This window comes from Oceaniradius stylonematis (assembly GCF_965223445.1).
Taxonomy (GTDB): Bacteria; Pseudomonadota; Alphaproteobacteria; order Rhizobiales; family Rhizobiaceae; genus Roseitalea; species Roseitalea stylonematis.
In genome coordinates this window covers 2,214,834-2,238,880 of the sequence record NZ_OZ244994.1, presented here as the reverse complement: position 1 = coordinate 2,238,880, position 24,047 = coordinate 2,214,834, and the positions used below count along the sequence as shown (strand labels likewise).

At 65.2% G+C, this 24,047-nt stretch carries 24 protein-coding genes and 1 tRNA gene; 8 read left to right on the top strand and 17 right to left on the bottom strand.

The features are described from left to right. From ACOQOU_RS11045 to ACOQOU_RS11030, 4 genes are all read right to left on the bottom strand, one after another. A complete protein-coding gene (locus ACOQOU_RS11045; RefSeq protein WP_109766906.1) occupies positions 1-1,515 on the bottom strand; it encodes an efflux RND transporter periplasmic adaptor subunit in 1,515 nt (504 codons plus the stop codon). A gap of 121 nt (positions 1,516-1,636) precedes the next feature. Continuing rightward, entirely contained in the window at positions 1,637-2,647 is a 1,011-nt protein-coding gene (locus tag ACOQOU_RS11040) for an Hsp33 family molecular chaperone (protein ID WP_306026488.1), read from the bottom strand. 27 nt (positions 2,648-2,674) lie between these two features. Further along, the gene (gene argF, locus ACOQOU_RS11035) at positions 2,675-3,595 is read right to left on the bottom strand and encodes an ornithine carbamoyltransferase (RefSeq protein ID WP_109766908.1); all 921 of its coding nucleotides are present in this window, start codon (positions 3,593-3,595) and stop codon (positions 2,675-2,677) included. A 35-nt stretch (positions 3,596-3,630) separates the two neighbouring features. Further along, positions 3,631-4,821, bottom strand: coding sequence for an aspartate aminotransferase family protein (locus ACOQOU_RS11030; RefSeq protein ID WP_306026489.1), 1,191 nt, complete (start codon positions 4,819-4,821; stop codon positions 3,631-3,633). A 352-nt stretch (positions 4,822-5,173) separates the two neighbouring features. On the opposite strand from ACOQOU_RS11030, the gene ACOQOU_RS11025 reads away from it, so the two are divergent. After that, the gene (locus ACOQOU_RS11025) at positions 5,174-5,719 is read left to right on the top strand and encodes a GcrA family cell cycle regulator (RefSeq protein WP_306026490.1); all 546 of its coding nucleotides are present in this window, start codon (positions 5,174-5,176) and stop codon (positions 5,717-5,719) included. 108 nt (positions 5,720-5,827) lie between these two features. Here ACOQOU_RS11025 and phoB read toward each other — a convergent pair whose 3' ends face one another. From phoB to ACOQOU_RS10990, 7 genes are all read right to left on the bottom strand, one after another. Further along, entirely contained in the window at positions 5,828-6,520 is a 693-nt protein-coding gene (gene phoB / locus ACOQOU_RS11020) for a phosphate regulon transcriptional regulator PhoB (protein WP_109766909.1), read from the bottom strand. Between the two features lie 36 nt (positions 6,521-6,556). Then, positions 6,557-7,276, bottom strand: coding sequence for a phosphate signaling complex protein PhoU (gene phoU / locus ACOQOU_RS11015; RefSeq protein WP_109766910.1), 720 nt, complete (start codon positions 7,274-7,276; stop codon positions 6,557-6,559). 41 nt (positions 7,277-7,317) lie between these two features. Then, positions 7,318-8,064: a phosphate ABC transporter ATP-binding protein PstB gene (pstB, locus tag ACOQOU_RS11010; protein ID WP_306026500.1), complete on the bottom strand. Its 747-nt coding sequence runs from the start codon at positions 8,062-8,064 to the stop codon at positions 7,318-7,320. A 98-nt stretch (positions 8,065-8,162) separates the two neighbouring features. Further along, the gene (gene pstA, locus ACOQOU_RS11005) at positions 8,163-9,485 is read right to left on the bottom strand and encodes a phosphate ABC transporter permease PstA (protein WP_306026491.1); all 1,323 of its coding nucleotides are present in this window, start codon (positions 9,483-9,485) and stop codon (positions 8,163-8,165) included. Continuing rightward, positions 9,482-10,969 carry a phosphate ABC transporter permease subunit PstC gene (gene pstC, locus ACOQOU_RS11000; RefSeq protein WP_109766912.1) on the bottom strand — a complete coding sequence of 496 codons (1,488 nt, stop codon included), beginning with the start codon at positions 10,967-10,969 and terminating at the stop codon, positions 9,482-9,484. The genes pstA and pstC overlap by 4 nt, the downstream gene beginning before the upstream one ends. A 165-nt stretch (positions 10,970-11,134) precedes the next feature. Beyond that, a complete protein-coding gene (locus tag ACOQOU_RS10995; protein ID WP_109766914.1) occupies positions 11,135-12,169 on the bottom strand; it encodes a substrate-binding domain-containing protein in 1,035 nt (344 codons plus the stop codon). A 134-nt stretch (positions 12,170-12,303) separates the two neighbouring features. Beyond that, positions 12,304-13,680 carry an ATP-binding protein gene (locus ACOQOU_RS10990; RefSeq protein ID WP_306026492.1) on the bottom strand — a complete coding sequence of 459 codons (1,377 nt, stop codon included), beginning with the start codon at positions 13,678-13,680 and terminating at the stop codon, positions 12,304-12,306. Positions 13,681-13,847: 167 nt separating this feature from the next. Here ACOQOU_RS10990 and ppk2 point away from each other — a divergent pair, with 167 nt between their 5' ends. Then, entirely contained in the window at positions 13,848-14,738 is an 891-nt protein-coding gene (gene ppk2 / locus ACOQOU_RS10985; RefSeq protein WP_109766915.1) for a polyphosphate kinase 2, read from the top strand. A gap of 10 nt (positions 14,739-14,748) precedes the next feature. On the opposite strand, the gene ACOQOU_RS10980 is transcribed toward ppk2, so the two are convergent. After that, the gene (locus tag ACOQOU_RS10980) at positions 14,749-15,858 is read right to left on the bottom strand and encodes a hypothetical protein (protein WP_109766916.1); all 1,110 of its coding nucleotides are present in this window, start codon (positions 15,856-15,858) and stop codon (positions 14,749-14,751) included. A 276-nt stretch (positions 15,859-16,134) separates the two neighbouring features. On the opposite strand from ACOQOU_RS10980, the gene ACOQOU_RS10975 reads away from it, so the two are divergent. The 5 genes from ACOQOU_RS10975 (at position 16,135) to ACOQOU_RS10955 (ending at position 19,271) form a co-directional block, all read left to right on the top strand. After that, positions 16,135-17,091 carry an NAD(P)H-dependent flavin oxidoreductase gene (locus tag ACOQOU_RS10975; protein WP_306026493.1) on the top strand — a complete coding sequence of 319 codons (957 nt, stop codon included), beginning with the start codon at positions 16,135-16,137 and terminating at the stop codon, positions 17,089-17,091. 105 nt (positions 17,092-17,196) lie between these two features. Further along, positions 17,197-17,553 (top strand): hypothetical protein, encoded by a 357-nt coding sequence (locus tag ACOQOU_RS10970; RefSeq protein ID WP_120222634.1) that lies wholly within the window; start codon positions 17,197-17,199, stop codon positions 17,551-17,553. A gap of 63 nt (positions 17,554-17,616) precedes the next feature. Next, positions 17,617-18,189, top strand: a complete 573-nt coding sequence (locus tag ACOQOU_RS10965; protein ID WP_196780271.1) for a L,D-transpeptidase — start codon at positions 17,617-17,619, stop codon at positions 18,187-18,189. After that, positions 18,186-18,881, top strand: coding sequence for a L,D-transpeptidase (locus ACOQOU_RS10960; RefSeq protein ID WP_109766919.1), 696 nt, complete (start codon positions 18,186-18,188; stop codon positions 18,879-18,881). Before ACOQOU_RS10965 ends, ACOQOU_RS10960 begins: the two co-directional genes overlap by 4 nt. A gap of 314 nt (positions 18,882-19,195) precedes the next feature. Further along, positions 19,196-19,271: transfer RNA gene (locus ACOQOU_RS10955), tRNA-Thr, on the top strand. Positions 19,272-19,351: 80 nt separating this feature from the next. On the opposite strand, the gene ACOQOU_RS10950 is transcribed toward ACOQOU_RS10955, so the two are convergent. Continuing rightward, a complete protein-coding gene (locus ACOQOU_RS10950; RefSeq protein ID WP_306026494.1) occupies positions 19,352-19,606 on the bottom strand; it encodes a helix-turn-helix domain-containing protein in 255 nt (84 codons plus the stop codon). A 92-nt stretch (positions 19,607-19,698) separates the two neighbouring features. On the opposite strand from ACOQOU_RS10950, the gene ACOQOU_RS10945 reads away from it, so the two are divergent. Then, complete coding sequence (locus ACOQOU_RS10945; RefSeq protein WP_306026495.1) at positions 19,699-20,028, top strand: hypothetical protein; 330 nt, start codon at positions 19,699-19,701, stop codon at positions 20,026-20,028. A 156-nt stretch (positions 20,029-20,184) separates the two neighbouring features. Here ACOQOU_RS10945 and ACOQOU_RS10940 read toward each other — a convergent pair whose 3' ends face one another. The 4 genes from ACOQOU_RS10940 to ACOQOU_RS10925 all read right to left on the bottom strand — a co-directional run bounded on the left by ACOQOU_RS10940 (position 20,185) and on the right by ACOQOU_RS10925 (position 24,005). After that, complete coding sequence (locus ACOQOU_RS10940; protein ID WP_306026496.1) at positions 20,185-22,599, bottom strand: bifunctional DNA primase/polymerase; 2,415 nt, start codon at positions 22,597-22,599, stop codon at positions 20,185-20,187. After that, positions 22,592-22,876, bottom strand: coding sequence for a helix-turn-helix transcriptional regulator (locus ACOQOU_RS10935; protein WP_306026497.1), 285 nt, complete (start codon positions 22,874-22,876; stop codon positions 22,592-22,594). Before ACOQOU_RS10935 ends, ACOQOU_RS10940 begins: the two co-directional genes overlap by 8 nt. A gap of 285 nt (positions 22,877-23,161) precedes the next feature. Continuing rightward, complete coding sequence (locus ACOQOU_RS10930; protein WP_306026498.1) at positions 23,162-23,668, bottom strand: hypothetical protein; 507 nt, start codon at positions 23,666-23,668, stop codon at positions 23,162-23,164. Then, complete coding sequence (locus ACOQOU_RS10925) at positions 23,655-24,005, bottom strand: hypothetical protein (RefSeq protein ID WP_420578713.1); 351 nt, start codon at positions 24,003-24,005, stop codon at positions 23,655-23,657. Before ACOQOU_RS10925 ends, ACOQOU_RS10930 begins: the two co-directional genes overlap by 14 nt. Positions 24,006-24,047 lie beyond the last annotated feature (42 nt).

The following is a 24,047-nucleotide window of genomic DNA, read 5'->3' as shown; positions in this document are numbered from 1 at the left end:
TCAGCCGTCGCCGGCCGTGTCGGGCCGGTCGCGCAATTGCCGGAAATAGGCGCGGCGCTCGTCGCCCGACAGCGCGTCCCACTGCGCGTCCGTCAATCCGCTCAGGCGCTTGGCCGCGGTGATCATCTCTTCGCTCGGACGCGCCCCGGCAACCGGCGTCGACCCATCGTCGATGGCCGGCGTTTCGGCGCTGGGAACCGAGACCTTCAGCCCGTCCTCGACATTGGACAGGCGCGTCGTCATCACCTGTTCGCCGGCCGTCAGCCCGCCGGTGACGATCACGTCGGCGCCATCGAAGGCGGCAACCTCGACGGTCCGATGCTCGAGCCGGCCATCGGCGATCACATACATGGTTCCAGCGTCATAGAGCGCGGTCTCCGGCAGCCGCACGGCGTCTTCATAGAGCCGGTCGGGCACTGTCACGGCGACGAAGGCGCCGGGGCGGAGTTGCACCGGCGCGTCGGTCACATCGATGCGCGCGAAAACGTCCACGCCGCCGCGTGCCGAGGCGATGTCGGCGCCGATGCCGTTGACGGTGGCGGTGTAGGTGTAGTCGAGATTGCCGACGGTCCAGACCAGCGTCACGTCGCGGCCGATCAGGGGATCGGCGTCGGTGGCAATGCGGCCATATTGCGCGTCGGTCAGGGTGAAGCGGACATCGAGCGCGCTGTCATCGTACATGGCGACGGCCACGTCATTGGCTGCAACGATGCGCCCCGTTTCAACGGTGGACGAACGGACCACGCCGGAAAACGGTGCCCGCACCGCCGTGTCGCCGAGATTGCGCTCGGCGCGCCGCACGCCCAGTTCCAGCCGGGTGCGGATGGCACGCTGCTGATCGAGCCGCGCTTCCTCTATGGCGATGTTGTTGACCCTTTGGGAAACGGCCTGTTCACGCTGGGAAACGATCAGTTCGCGATCCTCGACCTGCTTGGCGGTCAGCGTGCCATTGCCGCGCAACTGCTCGGCGCGCGCCAGATCGCTGCGGGCGAGGTCCAGCTGATCGCGGGCGCCTTCGAGCTGTGCGCGCTCCGAGACGAGCCGCGCCTCGTTCTCGGCGATGGTCGCCTCGGTCTGGGCGAGATTGGCCCGCGCCTCGGCCAGCGCCACTTCGAGATCGAACGGATCGATCTCGAACAGGGTTGCGCCCGCCTCGATGCGCCGGCCCGCCGACAGGTCCGGGTGGATGGCGATGACTTCGCCCGACACGGGCGGGCGGATATCGACGGCACGCGCGGCGGCCACCTCGCCGTAAAGGCTGACATTGGGCCGCTCGTCACCGGCGGCGACAACCACCGCCTCGACCGGCACGGACACATCCGGCTGGGGCCGCGCGGTCCGTTCGGGCGCGGCGGCGATCAGCCGTTCCATCGCCAGATAGGAGCCGACAAGAACAGCCACCATCAGCGCTGCCTGGACGGTGGCGCGCAGGGCCGTCGCCACGCCGCCGCCCGGGCGGCGGGCAGGCGCAGTGTCGTCTCCGGCGATCTGCGGGTCTTCGACGGATTTCAGCATCGATGCGTCCTTTGGGCGGAAAATAAGGCACCAATGACGCCGAACAAGTTAAATCTTGGTCATGGGCCGCGCCGGATGCGTGGGGCGACCGGCGGCAGCGCATTCCGCCGCCGGCCGCAACTCACGTTTTCGCGTCACCGGGCGCGAACTCATAGACGGTCGAACAGAATTCGCAGGTGATCGTGATCTTGCCGTCACGGGTCGCCTCGGCAACGTCCTCGTCGGACAGCGACGCAAGAACGCCGGCCACCTTGTCGCGGGTGCAGGTGCATTTCTCGCGGATGTCCTGCGCATCGAAGACGCGGACGCCGCGCTCGTGGAAAAGCCGGAACAGCAGCGCGTGCACGCCGACGCCCTCGTCGATCAGTTCGTCATCGTCGACCGTGCCGACCAGCGCCTTGACCTCGGCCCAGGCATCGTCGTCATCGGGCATGTCGATCTCGACACCGTCGGGCGCCTCGCCCGGATGCAGGTCGGTCGCGCGCATGCGCTCGGGCGCATCGGGCAGGAACTGGGCGACGATGCCGCCCGCACGCCAGAACTGGCGCATGGACCCGTCATCGCCGCGCACGGAGAGCCGGCCCACGGCGAGGCGAAGCTCGGTGGGGATCTGTTCGGACTGGCGGAAGTAGTTGCGCGCGATCTCCTCGAGCGAAGCCCCGTCGAGTTGAACGATGCCCTGATAGCGGTTCATGTAGGCGCCCTGGTCGACGGTCAGCGCCAGCGTGCCCGTGCCCAGAAGGTCTTCGGGCCGGGCGTGGCCGGCCGCAACCGCGGCATCGACCGCACCCTCGTCGAACCTGGCATAGGCGCGCACCGTGCCCGGCGTGACGAAATCGACGACGAGCAGCGAGACCGGGCCGTCGGTCTGCGCCTGGACGATGAACTTGCCCTCGAACTTGAGCGAGGTGCCCAGAAGCACCGTCAGCACCGTCATCTCGCCCAGAAGGCGGGCGACCGGTTCGGGATAGTCATGGCGGGCAAGGATACCGTCGAGCGCATCGCCCAGCAGCACGGCGCGGCCGCGCGCGTCCAGCGCGTCGATCTGGAATGGAACGACGGCATCAAGGCCCACGGGAGCAGAGTTCACCGGCGGTATCGATCCCGCCGGCGTCGATCGGATGTCGGTCATCTTCGTGTCTTTCCGCTTTGCGCCCGGTCAGGCGAGGCTCTCGCCCAGACACCATGCGATAATGGCCTTCTGGACATGCATCCGGTTTTCGGCCTCGTCCAGCACCACCGATTGCGGACCGTCGATGACCGCGTCGGTGACCTCCTCGCCCCGATGGGCGGGCAGGCAATGCATGAACAGGGCGTCCGGCTTGGCATGGGCCATGAGCGCCTGGTTAACCTGATAGGGCATGAACACATTGTGGCCGCGGGCACGTTCCTCCTGGCCCATGGAGACCCAGGTATCGGTGACGACGGCGTCGGCGTCTTGCACCGCGGTTTCGGGGTCATGGGTCACGGAGACCTTCGCCCCTTGCCCGCGCGCCCAGTCCATATAGGCACGATCGGGCTCATTGCCACTGGGCACGGCGACGGCCAGCTCGAAGGCGAAGCGGGCGCTGGCCTCGATCATCGAATGCAGCACATTGTTGCCGTCACCCGACCAGGCGATCTTCCTGCCGGCGACCGGACCGCGATGCTCTTCGAAGGTCATCACATCGGCCATGATCTGGCAGGGATGGGTTGCGTCGGTCAGCCCGTTGATGACCGGGACGGTGGCGGCGTCGGCCAGTTCGGCGAGCCGGTCATGCTCATGGGTGCGGATCATGATGATGTCGACATAGCGCGACAGGACGCGCGCGGTGTCGGCGATCGTCTCGTCGCGGCCGAGCTGCATTTCGCCGCCGGTCAGCATGATCGTCTCGCCGCCAAGTTGACGCATGCCGACATCGAAAGAGACGCGCGTTCGCGTCGACGGCTTTTCGAAGATCATGGCCAGTGCCTTGCCTTCGAGCGGGCGCGCGGCGGTGCCGGCCTTGTGCGCGGCCTTGCCGGCCAGGGCGGAGTCGATGATGGTGCGCAGATCGGCCGCGGTCACGGCGGACAGATCGAGAAAATGGCGAGCACTCATGAATAAAACCCGTAACTGGACAGGGATCGGGCGCTTCAGGCGCCGGCGTGGGTCGAAAGGGCGCGAGCGGCGGCCTCGAGACGGGCAAGCCCTTCGCTGATTTCCTCGTCGGAGACGATCAGCGGCGGCAGGATGCGGATCACATTGTCGCCGGCCGGCACAACGAGCATGTGACCGTCGAAAAGCGCGCGGACGACATCGGTGTTCGGCACGACGCATTTGAGGCCGGTCATCAGCCCCTTGCCGCGCACCTCGCCGAAGATGTCCGGGAAACGGTCGACCAGCGAGACGAGACCCTGCTTCAGGCGCAGGGCCTTTTGCTCGACCGCCTCGAGAAAGCCGTCTTCGAGCATCACGTCAAGCACGGCATTGCCGACCGCCATGGCCAGCGGATTGCCGCCATAGGTGGTGCCATGGACGCCCGGAACCATGCCGCTGGCGGCCTCCTCGGTGGCAAGGCACGCGCCGACCGGGAAGCCGCCGCCGAGCGCCTTGGCGGTGGCCATGATGTCGGGCGCGATGCCGGCATGCTCATGGGCGAAGAGCCGTCCGGTGCGGCCCATGCCGCACTGGATCTCGTCGAAGATCAGCAACAGGCCGTGCGCGTCGCACAAGTCGCGCATTGCGCGGAGCGTTTCGTCGGGCACCGGCCGGAGGCCGCCCTCGCCCTGCACCGGCTCGATCAGGACCGCGGCGGTCTCGCCGGTGATCGCCGCCTCCAGCGCATCCATGTCGCCGAAGGGGACCTGGTCGAAACCGGGGGCCTTGGGACCGAAGCCTTCGAGATATTTGGCCTGGCCGCCGGCGGCGATGGTCGCCAGCGTACGGCCGTGGAAGGCACCCTGGAAGGTGATGATGCCGACCCGATCGGGCTCGCCTTTCGCATAAAAGTAACGGCGCGCCGTCTTGATCGCGCATTCGACCGCTTCGACACCCGAATTGGTGAAGAAGACGCGATCGGCAAATGTTGCCGCGCACAGGCGTTCGGCCAGCCGCTCCTGATCGGGAATGCGGTAGAGGTTGGATGTGTGCCAAAGCTTGCCGGCCTGCTCGGTGAGCGCGGAAATCAGATGCGGATGGGCATGGCCGAGCCCGTTGACCGCGATGCCGCTGCCGAAATCGAGAAAGGTGCGGCCGTCCGTGTCATGCAGCCAGCAGCCTTCGCCGCGCTCGACAGTGAGCGACGCACGGGCATAAGTGTCGAACAGGGCCGATTGGCTGGTCATCGAACGGCGTCCGGCGGCTTGCCCGGAGCGGTCGGCGCCGGGCTGAAAACACAAAAACCGCCCTTGCGAGCGGCCGTTATCTCCTTAGAGCCGCCGGCGGGTTTCGTCAATCGTGCCGCCTTCGCGCGGCGGACCCGGCATACTCGCCGTCGGGCCAAGTTGGGGAAAAAGCACAAAACGATTCCCATGCGACGAGCCGACTCTTGAACAGGAGTCAACCGATATTGTAGCTTGTCAGCCGGAGCAAACGCCCAAGCAGAATGACGTTCCCCGGTTTTGCGTATCGTCGCCGGCCCTTGTCCTCAAGGCCGAGCAACGGGTCCGGATTCTGCCTGTCGAAACGGAGATGATCGTGAGCTGGACCGACGAACGCGTTGAAATGCTGAAGAAGCTTTGGGCCGACGGGCTGAGCGCCAGCCAGATCGCGGCCAAGCTCGGCGGCGTGAGCCGCAACGCTGTGATCGGCAAGGTGCACCGGCTCAAGCTTTCGGGCCGCGCCAAAAGCACCAAGAGCGCGGCGCCGAAGATCAAGCGGCCGTCGGCACCACGCACCAATCTCGGCAACGGCGGCGGCGGCGGCGCGCGAACCAATGCCTATGGTTCGGCCATGCAGCGTGGCGGCGTCAGGCAAGGCATGGCGGCAACCGCGCTCAAGCAGGATGCCGACCCGCAAGCCCTGGTCGTACCCGACACGCGCCCGATCGAGGATGTCGTCGTGCCGATCGCCAAGCGGCTGATGCTGACCGAACTGAACGAAAACACCTGCAAATGGCCCTATGGCGACCCGCTGACGGACGAGTTCTACTTTTGCGGCCACGGGACCGACGACGGTTCGCCTTATTGCAAATATCACGGCAAGCTGGCCTTCCAGCAGAACGACCGTAAGCGCGCCCGCTAGAACGGTTCCAAGGCTTCTCCCCAAAAACATGGCGTAACAAATTGGCCGCGGCCCGGTGCCGCGGTCTTCTGTGTCGGGCGTTGTCGCGCTTGAACGTGTCTGCGCGGCTCAGGAGCCTTCGAGCGCGTAGCCGGCGCCGCGCACGGTGCGGATCGGATCGCGCAGGCGGCCGAAATTGATCGACTTGCGCAGGCGGCCGATATGCACGTCGACGGTCCGGTCGTCGACATAGATGTTCTCGCCCCAGACCCCGTCGAGAAGCTGACCGCGCGAAAAGACGCGGCCCGGAGCCTGAAGGAAGAATTCCAGAAGCCGGAACTCGGTCGGCCCGAGCTTGATCTCGCGCCCGTTGCGGTAGACCCGATGGGTCTCGCGATCGAGCTCGATGTCGCCGACCTTGAGCAGCGATGCCATGATCTCGGGCCGGGCACGGCGCAGCATCGCCTTGACCCGGGCCATCAGTTCGGGGGTCGAGAAAGGCTTGACCACATAGTCATCGGCGCCGGTCGACAGGCCGCGAATGCGCTCGGATTCCTCGCCGCGCGCGGTCAGCATGATGATCGGCAGGCGCTGCGTCTGGGTTCTGGCACGCAGGCGGCGGCACAGTTCGATACCGCTGAGGCCCGGCAGCATCCAGTCGAGAATGAGCAGATCGGGCGGCGTCTCACGCAGCGCGATCTCCGCCTCGTCGCCGCGCAGCACGGTTTCGACCGTGTAGCCTTCCGATTCCAGATTGTAGCGAAGAAGGACGCTCAGGGCTTCCTCGTCTTCAGCGACCATGATCCTTGGTGTCGCACCCATGTCCGTCGTCTTCCGTCAGTCGTGCAGCGTGTTGGCCTACTGCCCCTCTCCGGCCTCGACGCTGATCTTGTGGCTCTTGTCGTCCTTGGGCCGGTACGGCGGCATCCGGTCGCCCTCGACCATGTAATAGACGGCCTCGGCGATGTTGGTGGCGTGGTCGCCGATGCGCTCGATGTTCTTGGCGCAGAACAGGAGATGGGTGCAGGTGGTGATGTTGCGCGGGTCTTCCATCATATAGGTGAGAAGTTCGCGAAACAGCGATGTGTACATCGCGTCGATCTCGTCGTCGCGGTCGCGGATCATGGACAGCTTGTCGGTCGACAGCGTGCCGTAGGCGTCAAGCACTTCCTTGAGCTGCGCCAGCGTGAGCTCGCACAGATGCTCGATGCCACGCACCAGGCGCACGCCATGCTTGCCTTCATTGATCGCCTCGACGCGCTTGGCGATGTTCTTGGCCAGATCGCCGATCCGTTCGAGGTCAGTGGAGATGCGGATGGCGGCGAAGACCTCGCGCAGATCGCTCGCCACGGGCTGGCGCTGGGCGATCACCAGCACCGACTTGTCGTCGATCAGCCGCAGCGCTTCGTCCAGCACCAGATCGTCGGTGACCACCCGGCGCGCCAGCTGCAGGTCGTTTTCGACCAGCGCGCGCACCGACTGTTCCATCATGCGCTCGGCGTGACCGCCCATCTCGGCAATCTTGTGAGCCAGGAAGCTCATGTCTTCTTCGAACGCGGTGACCGTGTGCTGGGACATGTTCTTGGTTCCGTTTCTGTTCGGAAGGCGGGTCGTGGCGATCAGCCGAAGCGGCCGGTGATATAGTCCTGGGTGCGCTTTTCGGACGGGTTGGTGAACATCGTCTCGGTGTCGTCCACTTCCACCAGCTCGCCCAGATGGAACATCGCCGTGCGCTGCGACACGCGCGCGGCCTGCTGCATGGAATGGGTGACGATCGCGATCGTGTAGTTCTGGCGCAGTTCGTCGATCAGTTCCTCGACGATGGCCGTGGCGATCGGATCGAGCGCCGAGCAGGGCTCGTCCATCAGGATGACCTCGGGCGAGACCGCAATGGCGCGGGCAATGCACAGGCGCTGCTGCTGGCCGCCGGACAGGCCGGTGCCGGGCTCCTGCAGCCTGTCCTTGACCTCATCCCAAAGGCCGGCGCCGCGCAGGCTCTGCTCGACGAGCGCCTCAAGGTCCGCCTTGGACCTGGCCAGACCATGGATGCGCGGTCCGTAGGAGACGTTCTCGAAGATCGACTTGGGGAACGGGTTGGGCTTCTGGAACACCATGCCGACGCGGGCGCGCAGTTCGACCACATCGATGGAGGGATCGTAGATGTCCTCGCCATCCATGGTGATCAGGCCGGTAACGCGGCAGCTCTCGATCGTGTCGTTCATGCGGTTCAGACAGCGCAGATAGGTGGACTTGCCGCAGCCGGACGGGCCGATCAGGGCGGTCACCTGGCGCTCGCGGATCTCCAGATTGACATCGAAGATGGCCTGCTTTTCGCCGTAGAAGACGTTGACGTTCTTGCCGTCCATCTTGACGGGAAACTCGTTGGAACCGGCCACCGCTGTCGCCGTGCCGTCGGCGAAGCCCTGCTGGGTATCGACTTTCATGTCCGTGGTCCTCATGTTCACTACCACCGCCGTTCGAACCTGCGGCGCAGGATGATCGCGGTGATGTTCATGACCGCGAGGAAAAGAAGAAGGATGATGATCGCGCCCGACGTGCGTTCGACGAATGCGCGCTCGGCCTGTCCCGACCACATATAAATCTGAACCGGCAGAGCCGTCGAGGGGTCGAAAGGCGTCGCCGGATAGTCGGCGACGAAGGCGACCATGCCGATCAGAAGCAGCGGCGCGGTTTCCCCGAGCGCCGTGGCCAGTCCGATGATCGTGCCGGTCAGGATGCCGGGCGCGGCAAGCGGCAGGACGTGGTGGAACACCATCTGCATTTTCGAGGCGCCAACGCCGAGCGCGGCGGCGCGGATCGAGGGCGGGACGGCCTTGAGCGCCGCGCGGGTGGCGATGATGATCGTCGGCAGCGTCATCAGCGTCAGTACCAGCCCGCCGACGACGGCGGCCGAGCGGGGCAGACCCGCAAAGTTGATAAAGACGGCAAGACCGAGCAGGCCGTAGACAATCGAGGGCACGGCGGCGAGATTGTTGATGTTGACCTCGATGACGTCGGTCAGGCGGTTCTTGGGGGCGAATTCTTCCAGATAGATCGAGGCGGCGACACCGATCGGCAGCGCCAGCACGAGGACGATCGCCATCATGTAGAAAGAGCCGATGATGGCGACGCCCATGCCGGCGGTCTCGGGGCGGCTGGACGCGCCGAACGTGAACAGGCCCGTATTGAACCGGCCTTCCATGACGCCGGCCTCTTCCAGCGTCTGCATGTAGCCGAGCTGCCGGTCGTTTACGCGGCGCCGCGACTCCTCGACCGTCAGGTCGAACTGGCCCTTGGCGGCGCTGTCGATGTCGCCATGGGCCAGCACCCAGACCGTGCGCGTCGTGCCGATGATCGACGGGTCGGAGACGACCATGTCGCGCAATTGCGTGCGCACGCCCTGGGAAAGGAGCGAATTGGCATCGCGCCGCGCAGCGCGGTCGTCGGGATCGACGCCGAGCTTTTCGTGAAGCGCGCGCTGGGCGAGGAGCGGATAGTTGGCCGTCAGCAGCACCATCCGGTCGCTGTCGCGGTTTCCATCAGGGTCGATCACCTCTTCATCGAATTCGATATCGAGCTGGATCGAGGTTTGCCAGAAGGCGGTGTAGCCCTGGGCGATCACCGAGCCGAGCAGCAGGAACAGGAAGAACAGGCCCAGCGCAACCGCCGCCAGACCATAGGCGCGGAACCGGCGCTCGGCGGCGTAGCGTGCCTTCAGCCCGATGTCACGCGTGTGGCTGCGCGTGCCGGTGGCGGTCGTTGCCGGCGTCAGCGAGGCATCGGTCATTCGTACTGCTCCCGGTATTTGCGCACGATGTAGAGCGCATAGACGTTCAGCGCGAGCGTGATGAAAAAGAGCGTAAGCCCCAGCGCGAAGGCGACCAGCGTTTGCGGCGAGGTGAATTCAAGGTCGCCCGTCAGCTGGCTGACGATCTTGACGGTCACGGTGGTCATCGGCTCGAACGGGTTGATCGACAGGCGCGCGGCAACGCCTGCGGCCATGACGACGATCATGGTCTCGCCGATGGCGCGCGAGGCGGTCATCAAAAGCGCGCCGACGACGCCGGGCAGCGCGGCGGGGAGGATCACCCGCTTGACCGTCTCCGAGCGCGTCGCGCCAAGACCCAGCGAGCCATCGCGCATCGATCGCGGCACGGCGCTGATGATGTCGTCGGACAGGGAGGAGACGAAAGGCACCAGCATGATGCCCATCACAAGACCCGCGGTGAGCACCGAGGTCGCGCTGATGAAACTGCTGACCTCGCCGGTGGCGATGCCGGCGATCTGCCCGGACAGGTCGCGCAGGAACGGCCCGACCGTCACAAGCGCGAAAAAGCCGTAGACAATGGTCGGGATGCCGGCCAGCACTTCGAGCAGCGGCTTGGCGATCGACCGGAACCGGGAACTGGCATATTCGGCCATGTAGATGGCAGCGAACAGCCCGATCGGCACGGCAACCAGCATGGCGACGAAGGCGATGTAAAGCGTCCCGGCGAGCAGCGGGATCAGACCGAACTGGCCGGCCGCATCGGGGTCCTCGGCATTGGCAAAGCGCGGATCCCAAACCGTTCCGAAGAAGAATTCCTGCGGGGGAACCGACGAGAAGAAGCGGCCGGTTTCCGAGATCATGGACAAGACGATGCCCACCGTCGTCAGGATGGCGACCGTGGACGCCAGGACCAGACCGGCGTGAATGACGCCCTCGACGCGGTTGCGGGCCCGCAACTGGGCGCGGATCTGCAAAAGGCCGGCGGTGAAGCCGACAATCGAAAGGCCGATCACGGCGATCGATTTCCAGATGATGTTGGTGTCGCGCAGCGCATTGAGCTGTTGCGCCGACGCGATCATCCAGTCTTCGCCATTGCCGGCCAGCGCCACGCCCTTGTCGGCAAGCAGCGGTCGGAGCAGCACGAAGCCGGCGGTCGCCTGCTGCAGTTCACGCTCATCGAGAAGCCTCAAGCCTTCGGCAATCGCTTCGACGATGTTGATCGACAGGTCTTGCTGGGTCGCGCTTTGCTCGGCGCGGACGCTCTCGGGAATGGTGTCGCGGACCTGGTTGTCGATCAGGACGGGTGCGAAGCTCGACCAGGCAACCAGAAGCAGCAGCGCCGGTAGCGTCGCCCAGATCAGAATGAAAGAGCCGTAATAGCCGGGGCGTGAATGGAGTTTTGCGGTCTCGCCGCCGACGACCATGCGGGCACGCGCCGCGCCGGCCAGATAGCCGACCGCACCGATCACCAGCACGATGGCAATGATGGTTGTGGCGCTCATTGTGCCTTTCCCCCGGGGTCGGCTTCCGCTTTTCCGTCACCTGCGGGGACGCAAAACGGCTCTTCTGGATCGACAAGGCGCACGGCGACCGCCAATCGGCCGGATCATGCGAACGGAGCGCGGCCGAAGCCGGCCGCGCCCCTCGATGGCAAAGCCGGTCGCGGCTTAAAGGGTTTCGCCGGCGGCGAAGCTGGCGCGGGTGGCTTCGCGCTCCTCGTCCGGGGCGGCAACCAGGCCGTATTCGGCCAGCGGGCTGTCGGGGCCGGTCATCGCGTCGGAGATGAAGAACTCGACATATTCCTTCAGGCCGGGGATGACGCCGAGGTGCGCCTTCTTGACGTAGAAGAACAGCGGGCGCGACACCGGATATTCACCGGCGGCGATGCTCTCGGTCGTCGGGGTGACACCCGACATGGTGGCGACCTTCAGCTTGTCGGTGTTGTTCTCGTAGAACGCCAGACCGAACACGCCCATGCCTTCCTTGTTGGCATCGATGCGGGCCAGCGTCTCGGTGTAGTCGCCGTCAATGTCGACCGACTTGCCGTCCTTGCGAACCGCGTAGCAGTTCTCCTCGGCGGTGTCCTCGTCCATGCCGGCATCCATACGGGCCTGCAGGTCGCCAGCGGCCTCACAGCCAACCAGAAGAACCTTTTCCTCGAAGACTTCGCGGGTGCCGTGCTTTTCGCCCGGAATGTAGGCGGCGATTTCCCAGTCCGGGAAGTCGGGGTTCACGTCGGCCCAGGTCTCATTGGGGTTGTCGACCAGTTCGCCGTCGACGACGATCTGGGCGGCCAGCGCCTGGTACATGTGGATCGGCTCGAGCGCGAAGTCCGGGCCGTTGATGTCCGAAGCGAAGACGATGCCGTCATAGCCGATGCGGATTTCCTGGATCTCGGTCACGCCGGCTTCGGCGCAGCTCGCCACTTCGCTGTCGCGAATGGCGCGCGAGGCATTGGCGATGTCGATGAACTCGGTGCCGACGCCGCGGCAGAATTCCTTCAGACCGCCCGAGGAACCGCCGGACTCAACGATCGGCGTGGGGAAGTCGGGGAAGGTCTCGCCGAAGTTCTCGGCGACGATCGTCGCGTAGGGCAGGACGGTGGACGATCCGGCGACAGACACCTGGTCGCGCGCGTGGGCGGCCGTGGTCAGCGCGGTCGCGCAGAGGGCTGCAGCAAGTGCAACTTTCAAGGATTTCATGGGGTAACTCCCGGTAGGGCTCGTGTCCGATTAGCCGCAGGGCGGCCGTGGGCGCCAGCAATGGCTGGCAGGACCGTTTCTAGCGGCCTGCCCTTGCCGCTTTTATGACAGGATGGAAACAGTTTTATGACAGTTCAAGTTTCTGTTTTTTCTTCTTTTTCCGGATTCTGGTCTACGTTGTCCGCGACCATTGCAGGGAAGATGACATACACCCTCGTCCCCTCGCCGGGCCGCGACCTTATCGTCAGCCGCCCCTCGTGCCGGGTGACGATGTGCTTGACGATGGCAAGGCCCAGTCCGGTGCCCTGCTTGCCCCGGCTGGTTTCCACATCGACGCGGTAGAACCGTTCCGTGAGCCGCGGAATATGCTCGCTCTCAATGCCCGGGCCATGGTCGCGCACCTCGATGGATGTCGCCGGCATTCCGCCCAGTTCGGCGGGCGTGGCGATGATCTCCACCCTGCCGCCGTCACCGCCATATTTGATGGCGTTCTCCACCAGGTTCTCGAAAAGCTGGATCAGCTCGTCGCGGCTGCCATGGATGAACACGCGGTCGTCGGGCAGGGCGGCGCGGTCGAGCGCGATGGCGATGTCGTTGCGGCCGGCCATGGGCTGGAAGGCGCCGACGACATGGACGAGGATGTCGATCAGGTCGACCCGCGCGAAGTCGGAGCGGCCGAGCGCCGTCTCGAAGCGGCTGAGCGACAACAGATCGTCGATCAGGCGCGACATGCGTTCGGCCTGTTCATGCATGATGGCCAGAAACCGGTCACGGGCGCCCTCATCGTCGCGGGCCGGGCCGGCCAGGGTCTCGATGAAGCCCGCCAGCGAGGCGAGCGGCGTGCGCAGTTCATGGCTGGCATTGGCGATGAAGTCGGTGCGCATGCGCTCGGCGCGGCGCAACTCGCTCAGATCCCTGAAATGAAGCAGGAATCCCCCTCGCCGGTCGGCGCCCGAGGCCAGCGCGGAGATCGACAGGAGAAACCAGTGCTCGCGCGGCGATCGTTCGAGAAACTCGACCGGGCCGGGGGCGCCGCCGGCCAGCGCCGACTGGATCATCTCCAGCACTTCGGGCGACCGGAAGCGGATCTGCACCGAGGCGCCGGGCCGCATCGCGCCCAGCATGCGCTGATATTGCAGGTTGGCGTGGCGCACCGCACCGCGCCGGTCGATCAACAGGACAGGATCGGGAATGCCGTCGAGGGCGGCAGCGAACGGTGCCGTCTCAAGCGCGCGAACGCCATCCGTTCCCGAGGCGGCGCGGCGACGTTCGGAGACCGTGCGGACAGGCGCGAGCAGGCATACGGCAAGCATCGCTGCCGAAAGCGCCAGGAACAGCGGCAGCGAGACATTGCCCCGGGCGACCAACATGCCGAACAGCACCAGGGCGGCCGCCAGCGGAAACCGGTGGGAGACAAGACGGCGACGCATTGCCGACAGGCGCATGGGCCACAGCCCCGTGTCTGCGCCCGGCAGGTCCTGGTCGGCCATGTCGCGTTCCGGCATTGTCATTGTCCCGCTCCGGCGCCCGCAGCGCCGCCTTCATGCTTATGGCGCCGCGCGGGCAAACGAAAGGCCGCGCGGCAAATCAGTTGTTTTCAATGCGCCCCGGGACGCGTTAGCTTCGCCCTAGCGGCACGATGACAACGCGGAGCAGGGCGGCCTTGGGGGAGACACAGATGGCATCTTTTGCGGCGGAGTACGGACGGGTTCTCGAACTGCCCGTCGACGGCGAAATGCGGCGTTTCGACATTGACGACCCGGACCTGCCCGACTGGGTCGACGACAATGTGCTTACATCCGGCGATTATCCCTATGACGAGCGCATGGATCGCGATGCCTATAACGACCAGTTGCGCGCTCTGCAGGAACAGCTGGTGCTGCTGCAAAGCCACATCGGGCAGTCGGGCGAGCGGATCATCGCTGTCTTCGAGGGGCGCGATGCGGCGGGCAAAGGGGGCACGATCAGCCGGTTCCGGCAGTATCTGAACCCGCGCAACGCGCGCGCGGTCGCCCTGCCAAAACCGTCGGACCGCGAGCGCGGTCAATGGTATTTCCAGCGCTATGTCGACCATTTTCCGACCGAAAGCGAGATCATCGCCTTCGACCGGTCATGGTATAATCGCGGCGGCGTGGAACCGGTGATGGGGTTCTGCACGCCCGAACAGCACACGGCCTTTCTGGGGGATGCGCCCAATTTCGAGCGCATCATCGTCGATGAGGGCATCCACTTTTTCAAGTTCTGGCTCAACATCGGCCGCGAGACGCAGCTCAAGCGGTTTCATGACCGTCGCCATTCCACGCTCAAGCACTGGAAGCTGTCGGATATCGACATTGTCGGCATGCACAAATGGGACGACTACACGCGGGCCCGCAACCGGATGATCGCCGCCACCCATACCCGGCATGCGCCGTGGACCGTGGTCCGATTCAACGACAAGCGGCGCGGCCGGATCGAGGTTCTGCGCCACATTCTGACGGCGATCCCGTTCGAGGGCCGCGACATGGCGCTGATCGGCGAGCCCGACCCCAGGATCGTCGGCGAGGGACTGGAAATGCTCGACGACTGAACGGCCGCGGTCAGCCCGGGTCGGCGCGGATGCGCGCCGACAAGAGGTTGATCGCCCGGCCGTCAGCCTCGATGTCGGACTGAAGGATCAGGAAACCGGGCTCTGACGGGGCGGCGCCCGCCGGCAGGTCCACATGGAACAGAAACTCTGCTTCCGACTGGCCGACATCGAAGCGGCGCCGGCCGCAATCGCCCAGCGGGCCGAAATCGCAGGTCACCGACATCTGCGTCGGCTCGCCATCGTCGGAGCGGGCGTTCAGGCTGATCTGGGCGCGGCTTCCGGCCAGCATCTGCAGCGTGCCGACGGGTACGTCGATATACACGCGGCCCTCGCCGGCGGGCGTGACCAAACGGGCGTAATCGCCGAACGGATCGGTCTCGATCGATGCCGTCGCGCCGCCTTCGAGACTCAGCGCGGCGGGATCGGCAGGCGTGAACAGGGTCACCCAATCGCCATCATCGAGTTGCGCGGCGGTGCGTGGCGCCGATCCCTCCCGTGCGCCGTCGCCGGCAAAATCCTCGTCGCGCAACTGGGCCGGCGGATTGGGTACGGAGGTGTCGCGCGCCTCCTCGCTGACGAACGCGCCCGAGGTAATGACCCACCACAGACCGCCAAACACCAGGGCGGCCGCGACAATGACGGCAAATCCGGTGGCGAACGGCCCGCGATCGATGCGCAGCGGCGAGCGGGGTACCGGCGGCTCGGTTTCGGCCCGCACCGCTTCGGCCTCGGCACGGGCGGCGTCGGCACGCGGCTCGACGTAAAGGCCGGCGTCCGGCCCCGCAGGCGATGACGGCGCATCGACGGCGGGAATGTCGGCGGTTGGCGAGACGTCCGGATCGGCGGCCACGGGCGGCACGTCCGGTGCCTCGGGCGCCGCTACATCGGGCGTCACAGGCGGGGCGGAAGGCGGCGGGGCAGCGGCGGATTGCGGTGCCCGCGTCTCGCGTTCAATCGCCTCGATCGCCTCGCTCAACCGGCTGGTCTGCGCGGCAAGGGCATCGGGCGTGACTTCCCCGCGCGCGGTCAGCGAGCGCTGCATCGCCGAGGCCGCGGCCTCATAGACGCGGCGCCGGAAGGCCGGATCATTGGCATCGCCCTTGGCGAGGGCCTTGCGCAATGCTGTCTCCAGAGAAGTCACCGCCCCGTTCCCCATCCGGTCCGGCGGCCCATGTTGATATGGCCGCCCTTGGCACGGGCATGGCACAATTGCACAAATGTGAAAAGCCCATGACCCTTTCCCGCGCCGGATGCCCTCCTTTGTCGACAGCAAAGTCGGTCTGCCGGCTCGGCCAGGAGGCGTTCCTCGCACCCAAGAGGCCCGCTTGCCGCTTGCGCCGGTGTGGAAACCTGCTAAATCTTACTTTTACGCAAACGTCAAAATTTTGAGCGACCGATGGCCCTTCCCGACATTTTGAAGACCGATCTGCGGCTGCCCGTCGTGGCCGCGCCCATGTTCATCCTGTCCCACCCGCCGCTGGTGCTGGCCCAGTGCAAGGCGGGCATCGTCGGCTCGTTTCCGGCGCTCAATGCACGGCCCGAAAGCCAGCTCGACGAGTGGCTGGCCCAGATCACCGAAGAGCTTGCGGCCCACAACGCATCCCATCCAGAGCGGCCGGCGGCGCCGTTCGCCGTCAACCAGATCGTGCACACCTCCAACAAGCGGCTCGAACACGATCTGACGATGTGCGTCAAATACAAGGTGCCGATCGTGATCTCGTCGCTGGGCGCCGTTCCGGAGGTCAACCAGGCGATCCATTCCTATGGCGGCATCGTGCTGCACGATGTGATCAACAACCGGCACGCCAATTCGGCAATCCGCAAGGGGGCCGACGGGCTGATCGCGGTAGCGGCCGGCGCCGGAGGCCATGCCGGCCCGCTTTCGCCGTTCGCGCTGATCCAGGAAATCCGCGAATGGTTCGACGGCCCGCTGCTGCTGTCGGGCTCGATCGCCACGGGGCAGGCGGTGCTCGCCGCCCAGGCGATGGGCGCCGACATGGCCTATATCGGCTCGCCCTTCATCGCGACCGAGGAGGCGCGCGCCGTCGACGACTACAAGCAGATGGTCGTCGACAGCGAAGCCAAGGACATCGTCTATTCGAACTATTTCACCGGCATTTCCGGCAACTATCTCAAGCCGTCCATCGCAAAGGCCGGCATGGACCCGGACGACCTGCCCGAAGCCGACGCCTCCAAGATGGATTTCTCCCAAGCCACCGGCGCCAAGGCGTGGAAGGACATTTGGGGTTGCGGTCAGGGGATTGGCGCGGTCAAGGCTGTGCGGCCGGTCGCCGACTATGTCGACCAGCTTGATGCCGAGTATGCGGCTGCACGCGCGGAAATCTGTGGCTGACGCGTTTGAGACCGGCACCGGCGGCTGTTGCGGCGCCGCAACACTCACGACCTCGTGAATGGGCGTTCATGGTGCATTCACCATGACTTGGCTAACAGTTGACCGATGCGTTTCGTGACCGCCCTATTGCTGCTCGTCTCAGTCCTGGCCACCCATGCGGCGGCGCTGGACCGTGCGGCGGGCAATACGCTGAGCTGTACCGGGACGACCATTGAGGCGACCGCGGCGCCGGCCCTGCCCGACATGTCCCAGATCGTAAAGACCGGCGATCGGATCGATGACACAGCGCAGGCGGCGTCGGAGGTGCAGGCGGGTCCCTGTCACGGGCATGGCGACTGTGTGTTCCTGATGCCGCAGCACCGGCTTGCGGCCAGCACGCTGATCCCCGCCGAAGCGGACGCTCCGCCCTGTCATGCAAGGGCCCATCATGGACGGTTGCCGAACAAGCCGCCGATCGCCTGACGCATCCGCCGCGACCGGGCGCGCGACCGTGCCCGACCGACCCATGCCGATCAGGAGTTTCCCATGATTACCAGACGTCTGTTTGCCGCCGGCGCCGCCGCGGGTCTGATGCTGACCACCGCGCCCGCGCTTGCCCACCATTCCAAACGTTATCGCGAGTTCAAGCTCGATCCGAAATTCGAGCCGCAACCGGTGCGCTTTACCGGCTATCCGGCCGGCACGATCGTCGTCGATCCGCGCAACCACTTCCTCTATCTTGTCGAGCGGCCGGGACGCGCGCGCCGCTATGGCGTCGGCGTCGGCCGGGCCGGCCTTGCCTTCCGGGGCGACGCGGTCATCCGCCGCAAGGCCGAATGGCCGAGCTGGCGGCCGACCGACAACATGATCCGCCGCAATCCTGCCCGATATGCCAAATATGCGAACGGCGTGCCCGGAGGGCCGGGCAACCCGCTCGGCTCGCGGGCTCTTTATCTATACAAAGGCAATCGCGACACCATGTACCGCATTCACGGCACCACCGAACCCTGGAGCATCGGGCAGTCCGTTTCCAACGGCTGCATCCGGATGATCAACGCCCATGTCGAGGACCTTTACGAACGGGTCCCGCTGGGAACGCGCGTGGTGGTGCTGGGATGACACGGACATCGTTGACACGACGCCGGTTTGCCGCAGGTGCGGCGAGCCTGGCCGGGCTCGGCCTTGCGGGCTGCACGACGGCAGGCCCGTCGCGCCGCGCCGCCGACATCGCCACCCAACCGCCGGCGCCCTCGCGGCCGTCCCCGACGGTCGTCGCCGCCTACGGCCCGATGCCAGGCGAGCGTTTTCCTCTGCCGGCGATCGACATCTCCAAGGTGCCGCCGCAATTCTGGCGCCAGCAGGTCGCCTATCCGACACCCGAGCCGCCGGGCACGCTGGTCGTCGACACGGCCAACTTCTTTTTGTACCTGGTGCAGGAAGCCGGCCAGGCGATGCGTTACGGCGTCGGGCTCGGGCGCGCCGGGTTTGAATGGTCGGGCCGCGGACGCGTCGCCTACAAGCGTCAATGGCCCACCTGGACGCCGCCGGACGAGATGATCGCGCGCCAGCCGGAACTCGAGCGCTGGAGCGTCCGCAATGGCGGCATGCCGCCGGGCCTCGACAACCCGCTGGGCGCGCGCGCGCTCTACATCTTCGACGATGGCGTCGATACGCTCTACCGGGTGCACGGATCGCCGGAATACTGGACGATCGGCAAGGCGGTGTCGTCGGGCTGCGTCCGGATGATGCAGCAGGATGTGATCGACCTGTACAACCGGGTGCCGACACCTGCGCCGATCGTGGTCGTCTGATCGCCGCGAAGGCTGAGCCCTTGCACCGGCAGCCGCGGCCGGGTCGTCACACCGAACGCGGCTTGCCGCCCGGGGAACGGCGCGGCGGGCCAAGACCCACTTGATCTTGGTCCGGCGCGCCGCTAAAGCGCTCGTCGGCGGACGGAACCGGTGATGCGCCGCGTCCCGTCCGCCCCGGCGCCGCTGTAGCTCAGTTGGTAGAGCACGTCATTCGTAATTAGCGGGTCCGCTAGAGAATGACGTTCGAAGCCAGCGGGTTGGCGGGGACATGAAGAACATAGTAGGGCGATAGTAGGTCGCTCTGCGTTTGGCAGGCCGCTTTAGCTCAGTTGGTAGAGCACATCATTCGTAATGATGGGGTCACGTGTTCGAGTCACGTAAGCGGCACCAGCCAACCCTCTGACTTTCAATCCACAATCCGAACAATAGGCAATTCCGAGCCTGCCGACTTGGTATCCTACTAGACCCTACTAATCCGGTATGGCGTCGAGCGCGGCAAGAAGCTGGTCAAAGACCGCTGTGGGATTCTCGTCCATCGCTTCGGCCAACGCCACGAACTCGACGACATCCAAACGCCGCTCCCCGCCTTCGACTTTGGCGATATAGGATTGCGGCTTTCCAAGCCGGTCAGCCACGTCCTGCTGCGTCATTCCGCTTCGCTTTCGCGTATCGATCAGGGTACGGAGCAAAGCTGTGTATTCAGGCGTATGCAGGCTTTTGGTCATGGCTTCCAATTCCAGAAGCCAGATCAATAATCCCAGTTTCGGATTATCCCATTTTAGGATATAATGGTTCTGCTGAACGGGAGCAGACCACATTGGAAAGCTACAATTTCTGGCAAGACTTGTTCGACACTTATCAGTCGCTGTCGGACTGGATGAAGACGCTGTGGCTGATCGTGCCTCCGGCCTTTGCGCTGGGTGCGCTTTGGCTCAGTCTCGATTACCGACTCAAGAGCCGGTCTGCAGCACCGACCGGGGACGGAATGCTCGCCTATACGGTGTTCGCCGATGAGACCGGCATCTGGCGAATCCATGCCCACGGGGGCGCGGAGAAGGTCACCGATGAGAGGCCCGAGGCAACCGTGCTGCCCCTGCCGGGCGCGCACCCCCACACCCTGCCCAAACCGCCCGCCTCGGACGTCTGAGGCGGCTCTGAGGGCACACTAAAAGCCCGGCAAGCGCCACGCCTGCCGGGCTTTGTGGTTTTGAAGGGTTAGGCGGGTTTGCAGCGGTAGCGCGCGGTTGGCGCAAACCCGCAATACCCTGTCAAACCCGGTTATGGTTTCCGGTTCCCGCCATCGTCAGAACGGCGATAGCTCGTCGTCCTTTCCGTCCCGCGCCGTCGCGCTGACATCTCGAACACGATAGGACTTCACGCCGGAGCCATCGGATTCTGACAGCAGCACCAGACCGCCGACAATCCGGTCGACATGCTTGGCCAGAAACCGCCCGACGCTGCGCGCGTTGAAGTGCTGGTATCGGGTGGTCGCGATCAGCTCCGCGACAAGATCCTGTGCCGGTCCCTTGCCCTGCTTGTCCGCCATTGTTGCCAGTTCAGCTAGGGTGACGGGACGGTCCTGCAAGGCCGACCGCCAGAGGCGAAGCAGATCGAGCAGCACCGCCTTGGCCGGATCGTCAGCAAGAATGCGCTCACGAGTATCAGCCGGATCATCGTGCCCGAGCCACAGAAGGGCTTCGCGCACAAGGTTCCAGGCTTCGAACGAACCGATTGTGTCGCGTGGCATCGGTCGTCCTGCCTCGATATAGGCGCGCAACACGGTCAGTCCCGCCATGACCAGTTCGGGGCGATTGGCCCGCGCTTCGACACGGGGATCAAAGCTGAACTGGCGCTGGTCCGGTCGTTCCATGCCGGGGTCCATCCGACAGATCAGCGCGCGCCGTGTGACGTCGCCGGAGAGGGTCAGATTGTTCCCGGTCGCCATGACGAGACAGCGTGTCGGCAGCGTCCTCATCTCCGATTTGCCGAGAATGCGCGGGCGCACCCGTTCTTGCGTCAACATGGAGCACAGGAAGTCGCCCTGAATGGGCCGGTCGCAATTGTCGATGATGATGACCTGATCGCCCGCCATCAGCACCAAGGACAGCCGCTTTTGATCCTCCTCGCCATTATAGCCCTGTGACAGCATCGCCGGCTTGTGCCCTGTCGCGATCACTCCAATTGTCTCTGCGAGCAGCGATTTGCCTGTCCCTGCAGTTGGCGCATCTATGGCGAACAGCGGGGCGGCCGGAAACATCGGCCTGACCAGCGCCGTCAGCACCGCGACGAGCGTTACACTTCTGTCCGCCTCGCTGGCAAAGCAGAAATCGCGGAACGGCTTGGCGAGGGCGGCGATGGCCTTTTCCGCGTCGGCCTTGGTCGGTGCTTCCGGGACCGCCGGAAATGCCACATTCCCCGGATCGTAGAGCAGAGCGGTAGCCGGGTCGTATCCCGGCTCCTGCAGCACCGTCCCGTCCGCCCGGAGCGTCGGGCTTTGAATCACACCCTGAAGGAACGGAACCCGCCAATCGCCCACACGGGCCAGATAGGCGATCGGCGCTTGCGCGGGCGGATCAACGCGCCTGACCGTGTCATCTTTCTCCTTGAGCCATCTCGATGTGAGCGCGAACTGCTCGCGGAGCCATGCCGCCACGACCGGCTGAAGGATCAAAGCGCCGCTGTCGCGACCCACGCCATCTTCCTGGGCGCTGACGGTCAGCCGGACAGGGCGCACAAGGCTGTCATAGCGCTGGTAGATCGGCACGCCCGCAGCAAGCAGAGCCGCTTCCGCTGCGTCGACCGCTTGCGGCAGGAAGCCGGGACGGACGAGGATGGCCGCGCCGTCTTCGACCGGTCCGTCACCGGAGATGCCAAACCATCCCCGGAGGGTGTCGGCCATCGGCTCGATACCGAGATGCTCGCAGAGCGCCGGTATGCCCCATACGTCTTCGCCCGCATTGAAGCGTTCGCGCGCCGCAGCGGCCTTGCCGCCGCGCTTGGCCGCTTCCTCGTCGCCAGCCAGCGTTGCGACATGCTCGACCCAGCGGTCAACGTCATCGTCACCCCAACCTGCACGCACGAGAACGCCAGTCAAGGCGAGACAGATATTGTCGCGGTTGCCCCGTGTCGCCGGATACTTGGACAGTATCACGGCGAGGGCGGCTGTCGCCCCCACCCGCCGCGATACGTCCTTGGGGTCCGCGTCAGAAACACTGCGCGGGTCATCGTGCCAGCGCACAGTTTCGCCGTTCGGGTGTACAGATGGCGGGACCATGGTCTGTAGCCCATCGCCGCGAAGCTCCAGGACAACAGACCGCTCCGCCTCGAACAGGTGGGCCGCGCTGGGCGGGATCTTAAATTGCCGGTTCTTCGGCAGCTTGCACCGGGCGAGGCGATGGCTCCGGGGGGATGTCGCCCGACCGAAGCTGGGCAAATCCGGCAAGACCGCGTCCGCGATCCGGGCCGCTTCCGGCCAGTCGAAGTCGAGATCGACCAGTCCGCCCGACCTGTCGCCCAGCGCAATGCCCACATTATTGGTCGCGCCGAACTTGCGTGAAAGTTCTTCGTCGGACAGGCGGGGCAGATCGCCCCATTTGCCTTTCGGCGCTTTCTTGCGCTCGGGGAGCACGAGCGGCTCCCAGCCGAGCCGATTATAAAAGACCGCCGCGCCGGAGGGCGAGACGAACTGCTGTTCCGCGGTGAGGCTGAAATCAGTCATGGCTGCCAGCCTCCGGGTCACAGACATTCCGCTCGACGTAGAGCAGGATGTCCGACCAGCGGTAGCGGATCGCGCCGCCTTTTTCCGAGGTCCCGAAACGGATGTATTTTGGTCCCCAGCCGTAAACCCGTCCCTTGCACAGCCACGACTCGCTCATAGTGGTGAGGGTCGCGACCTGACCGGTCGTCAGGAGCCGGTCGGGGTGGCGAGGTTGCGCCTGGATTGCGGGAATAAACGCGCCATCGGTGCGGGCGCGAGACAAAGCTGCGGTTTGCATAGCTGAATCTTTCGAGGTGGAGCGTGCGAGCACGCATTGGTTGAAGCCAATGCCTGAAATCTCGGCGATCGTTATCCACCTCGGCCGGGAGTTTCACCCGCAATCGGGGGCCATACTATAGGTCACCCACCGCAACCGGACGTGTCCGGCAGATGCTTGTGAGGGCATCTGAAGTCATGATGGCAGACCGGTCTGATGATTTCAATCTGAAGGGACGTTCCGCGAATGCCAGTCCAACGATTGGCTCCTAAACGGTTGGTCTCTCTGCGCGATGTGCCGCCTCGATCAGTAGCGCGCAGCAACACCCCATTCCTCTAGTTCCGCCAATATGCGCCCGACGGCTTCTTCTTCCAGCACTGCGGTGATGGAGTCAGGCACCATCGGGCGCGTCTGGTCGGACAGGCGGTAGCGCTGACGGAGATCGCGCGCAACGGCGCAAAGCTCGGCAGGTGTGGCGCAGCCCACGACCTTACGCGCCGCCGCTTCGGCCAGTTGCGCAATCGGACGGGCTGAGGTCGTAGCAGCCGCTCGGCTGGATGGTATCGCGGCCATTTCCGCTTCGCAGATGTCCCGCTGCCGCTCCCGCGCCATGTAGCGGACCGCCTGTTCAAGCTGCCGCTCGTAGTCTGTGACCGGCCCGATAAGCGCCGTCATGGCCGTGTCCAGCCGCTCTTGCTGATGGCCTTCGGTCACTAGTGTCGTGTGCGCTTTGATGATCGCCAGCAGGACGCGTTCCAGCACGCTTGATCCATCGCCGAACGGCGCGAGAAAAGTGGAGTCACTGCCTGACATCGGCCAACTCCAATATCCGCGCCGCAACCTGTTCCACCGGCCCGCGCAAGCGCTCGGCGTTCACGACGATATAGCCGCCCGTGACGTCGCCATTGGCGCGGTGGTTCAGCAGGCGCTTCAGCGCGTAATAGGGAACGTCGAGGCTTTCGGCGATGGTGATAAAGGTGCGCCGCAGATCGTGAAGCGTGAAGGTCACACCCGATCCGGCGCTGACGCGGAGCAGGAATTTCTTGGTTTCCATCAGGTGCCCGTTCTTGCCGGGACCGGGGAAGACATAGGGCGACTCGCCTGCCTGCTTCTTGCGCTCCGTCAGCAGGTCTACAAGGAAGGATGACATGCTCCCCTTAGATGTCCCCGTTTTTGGGTTAGCCTGTTCCCC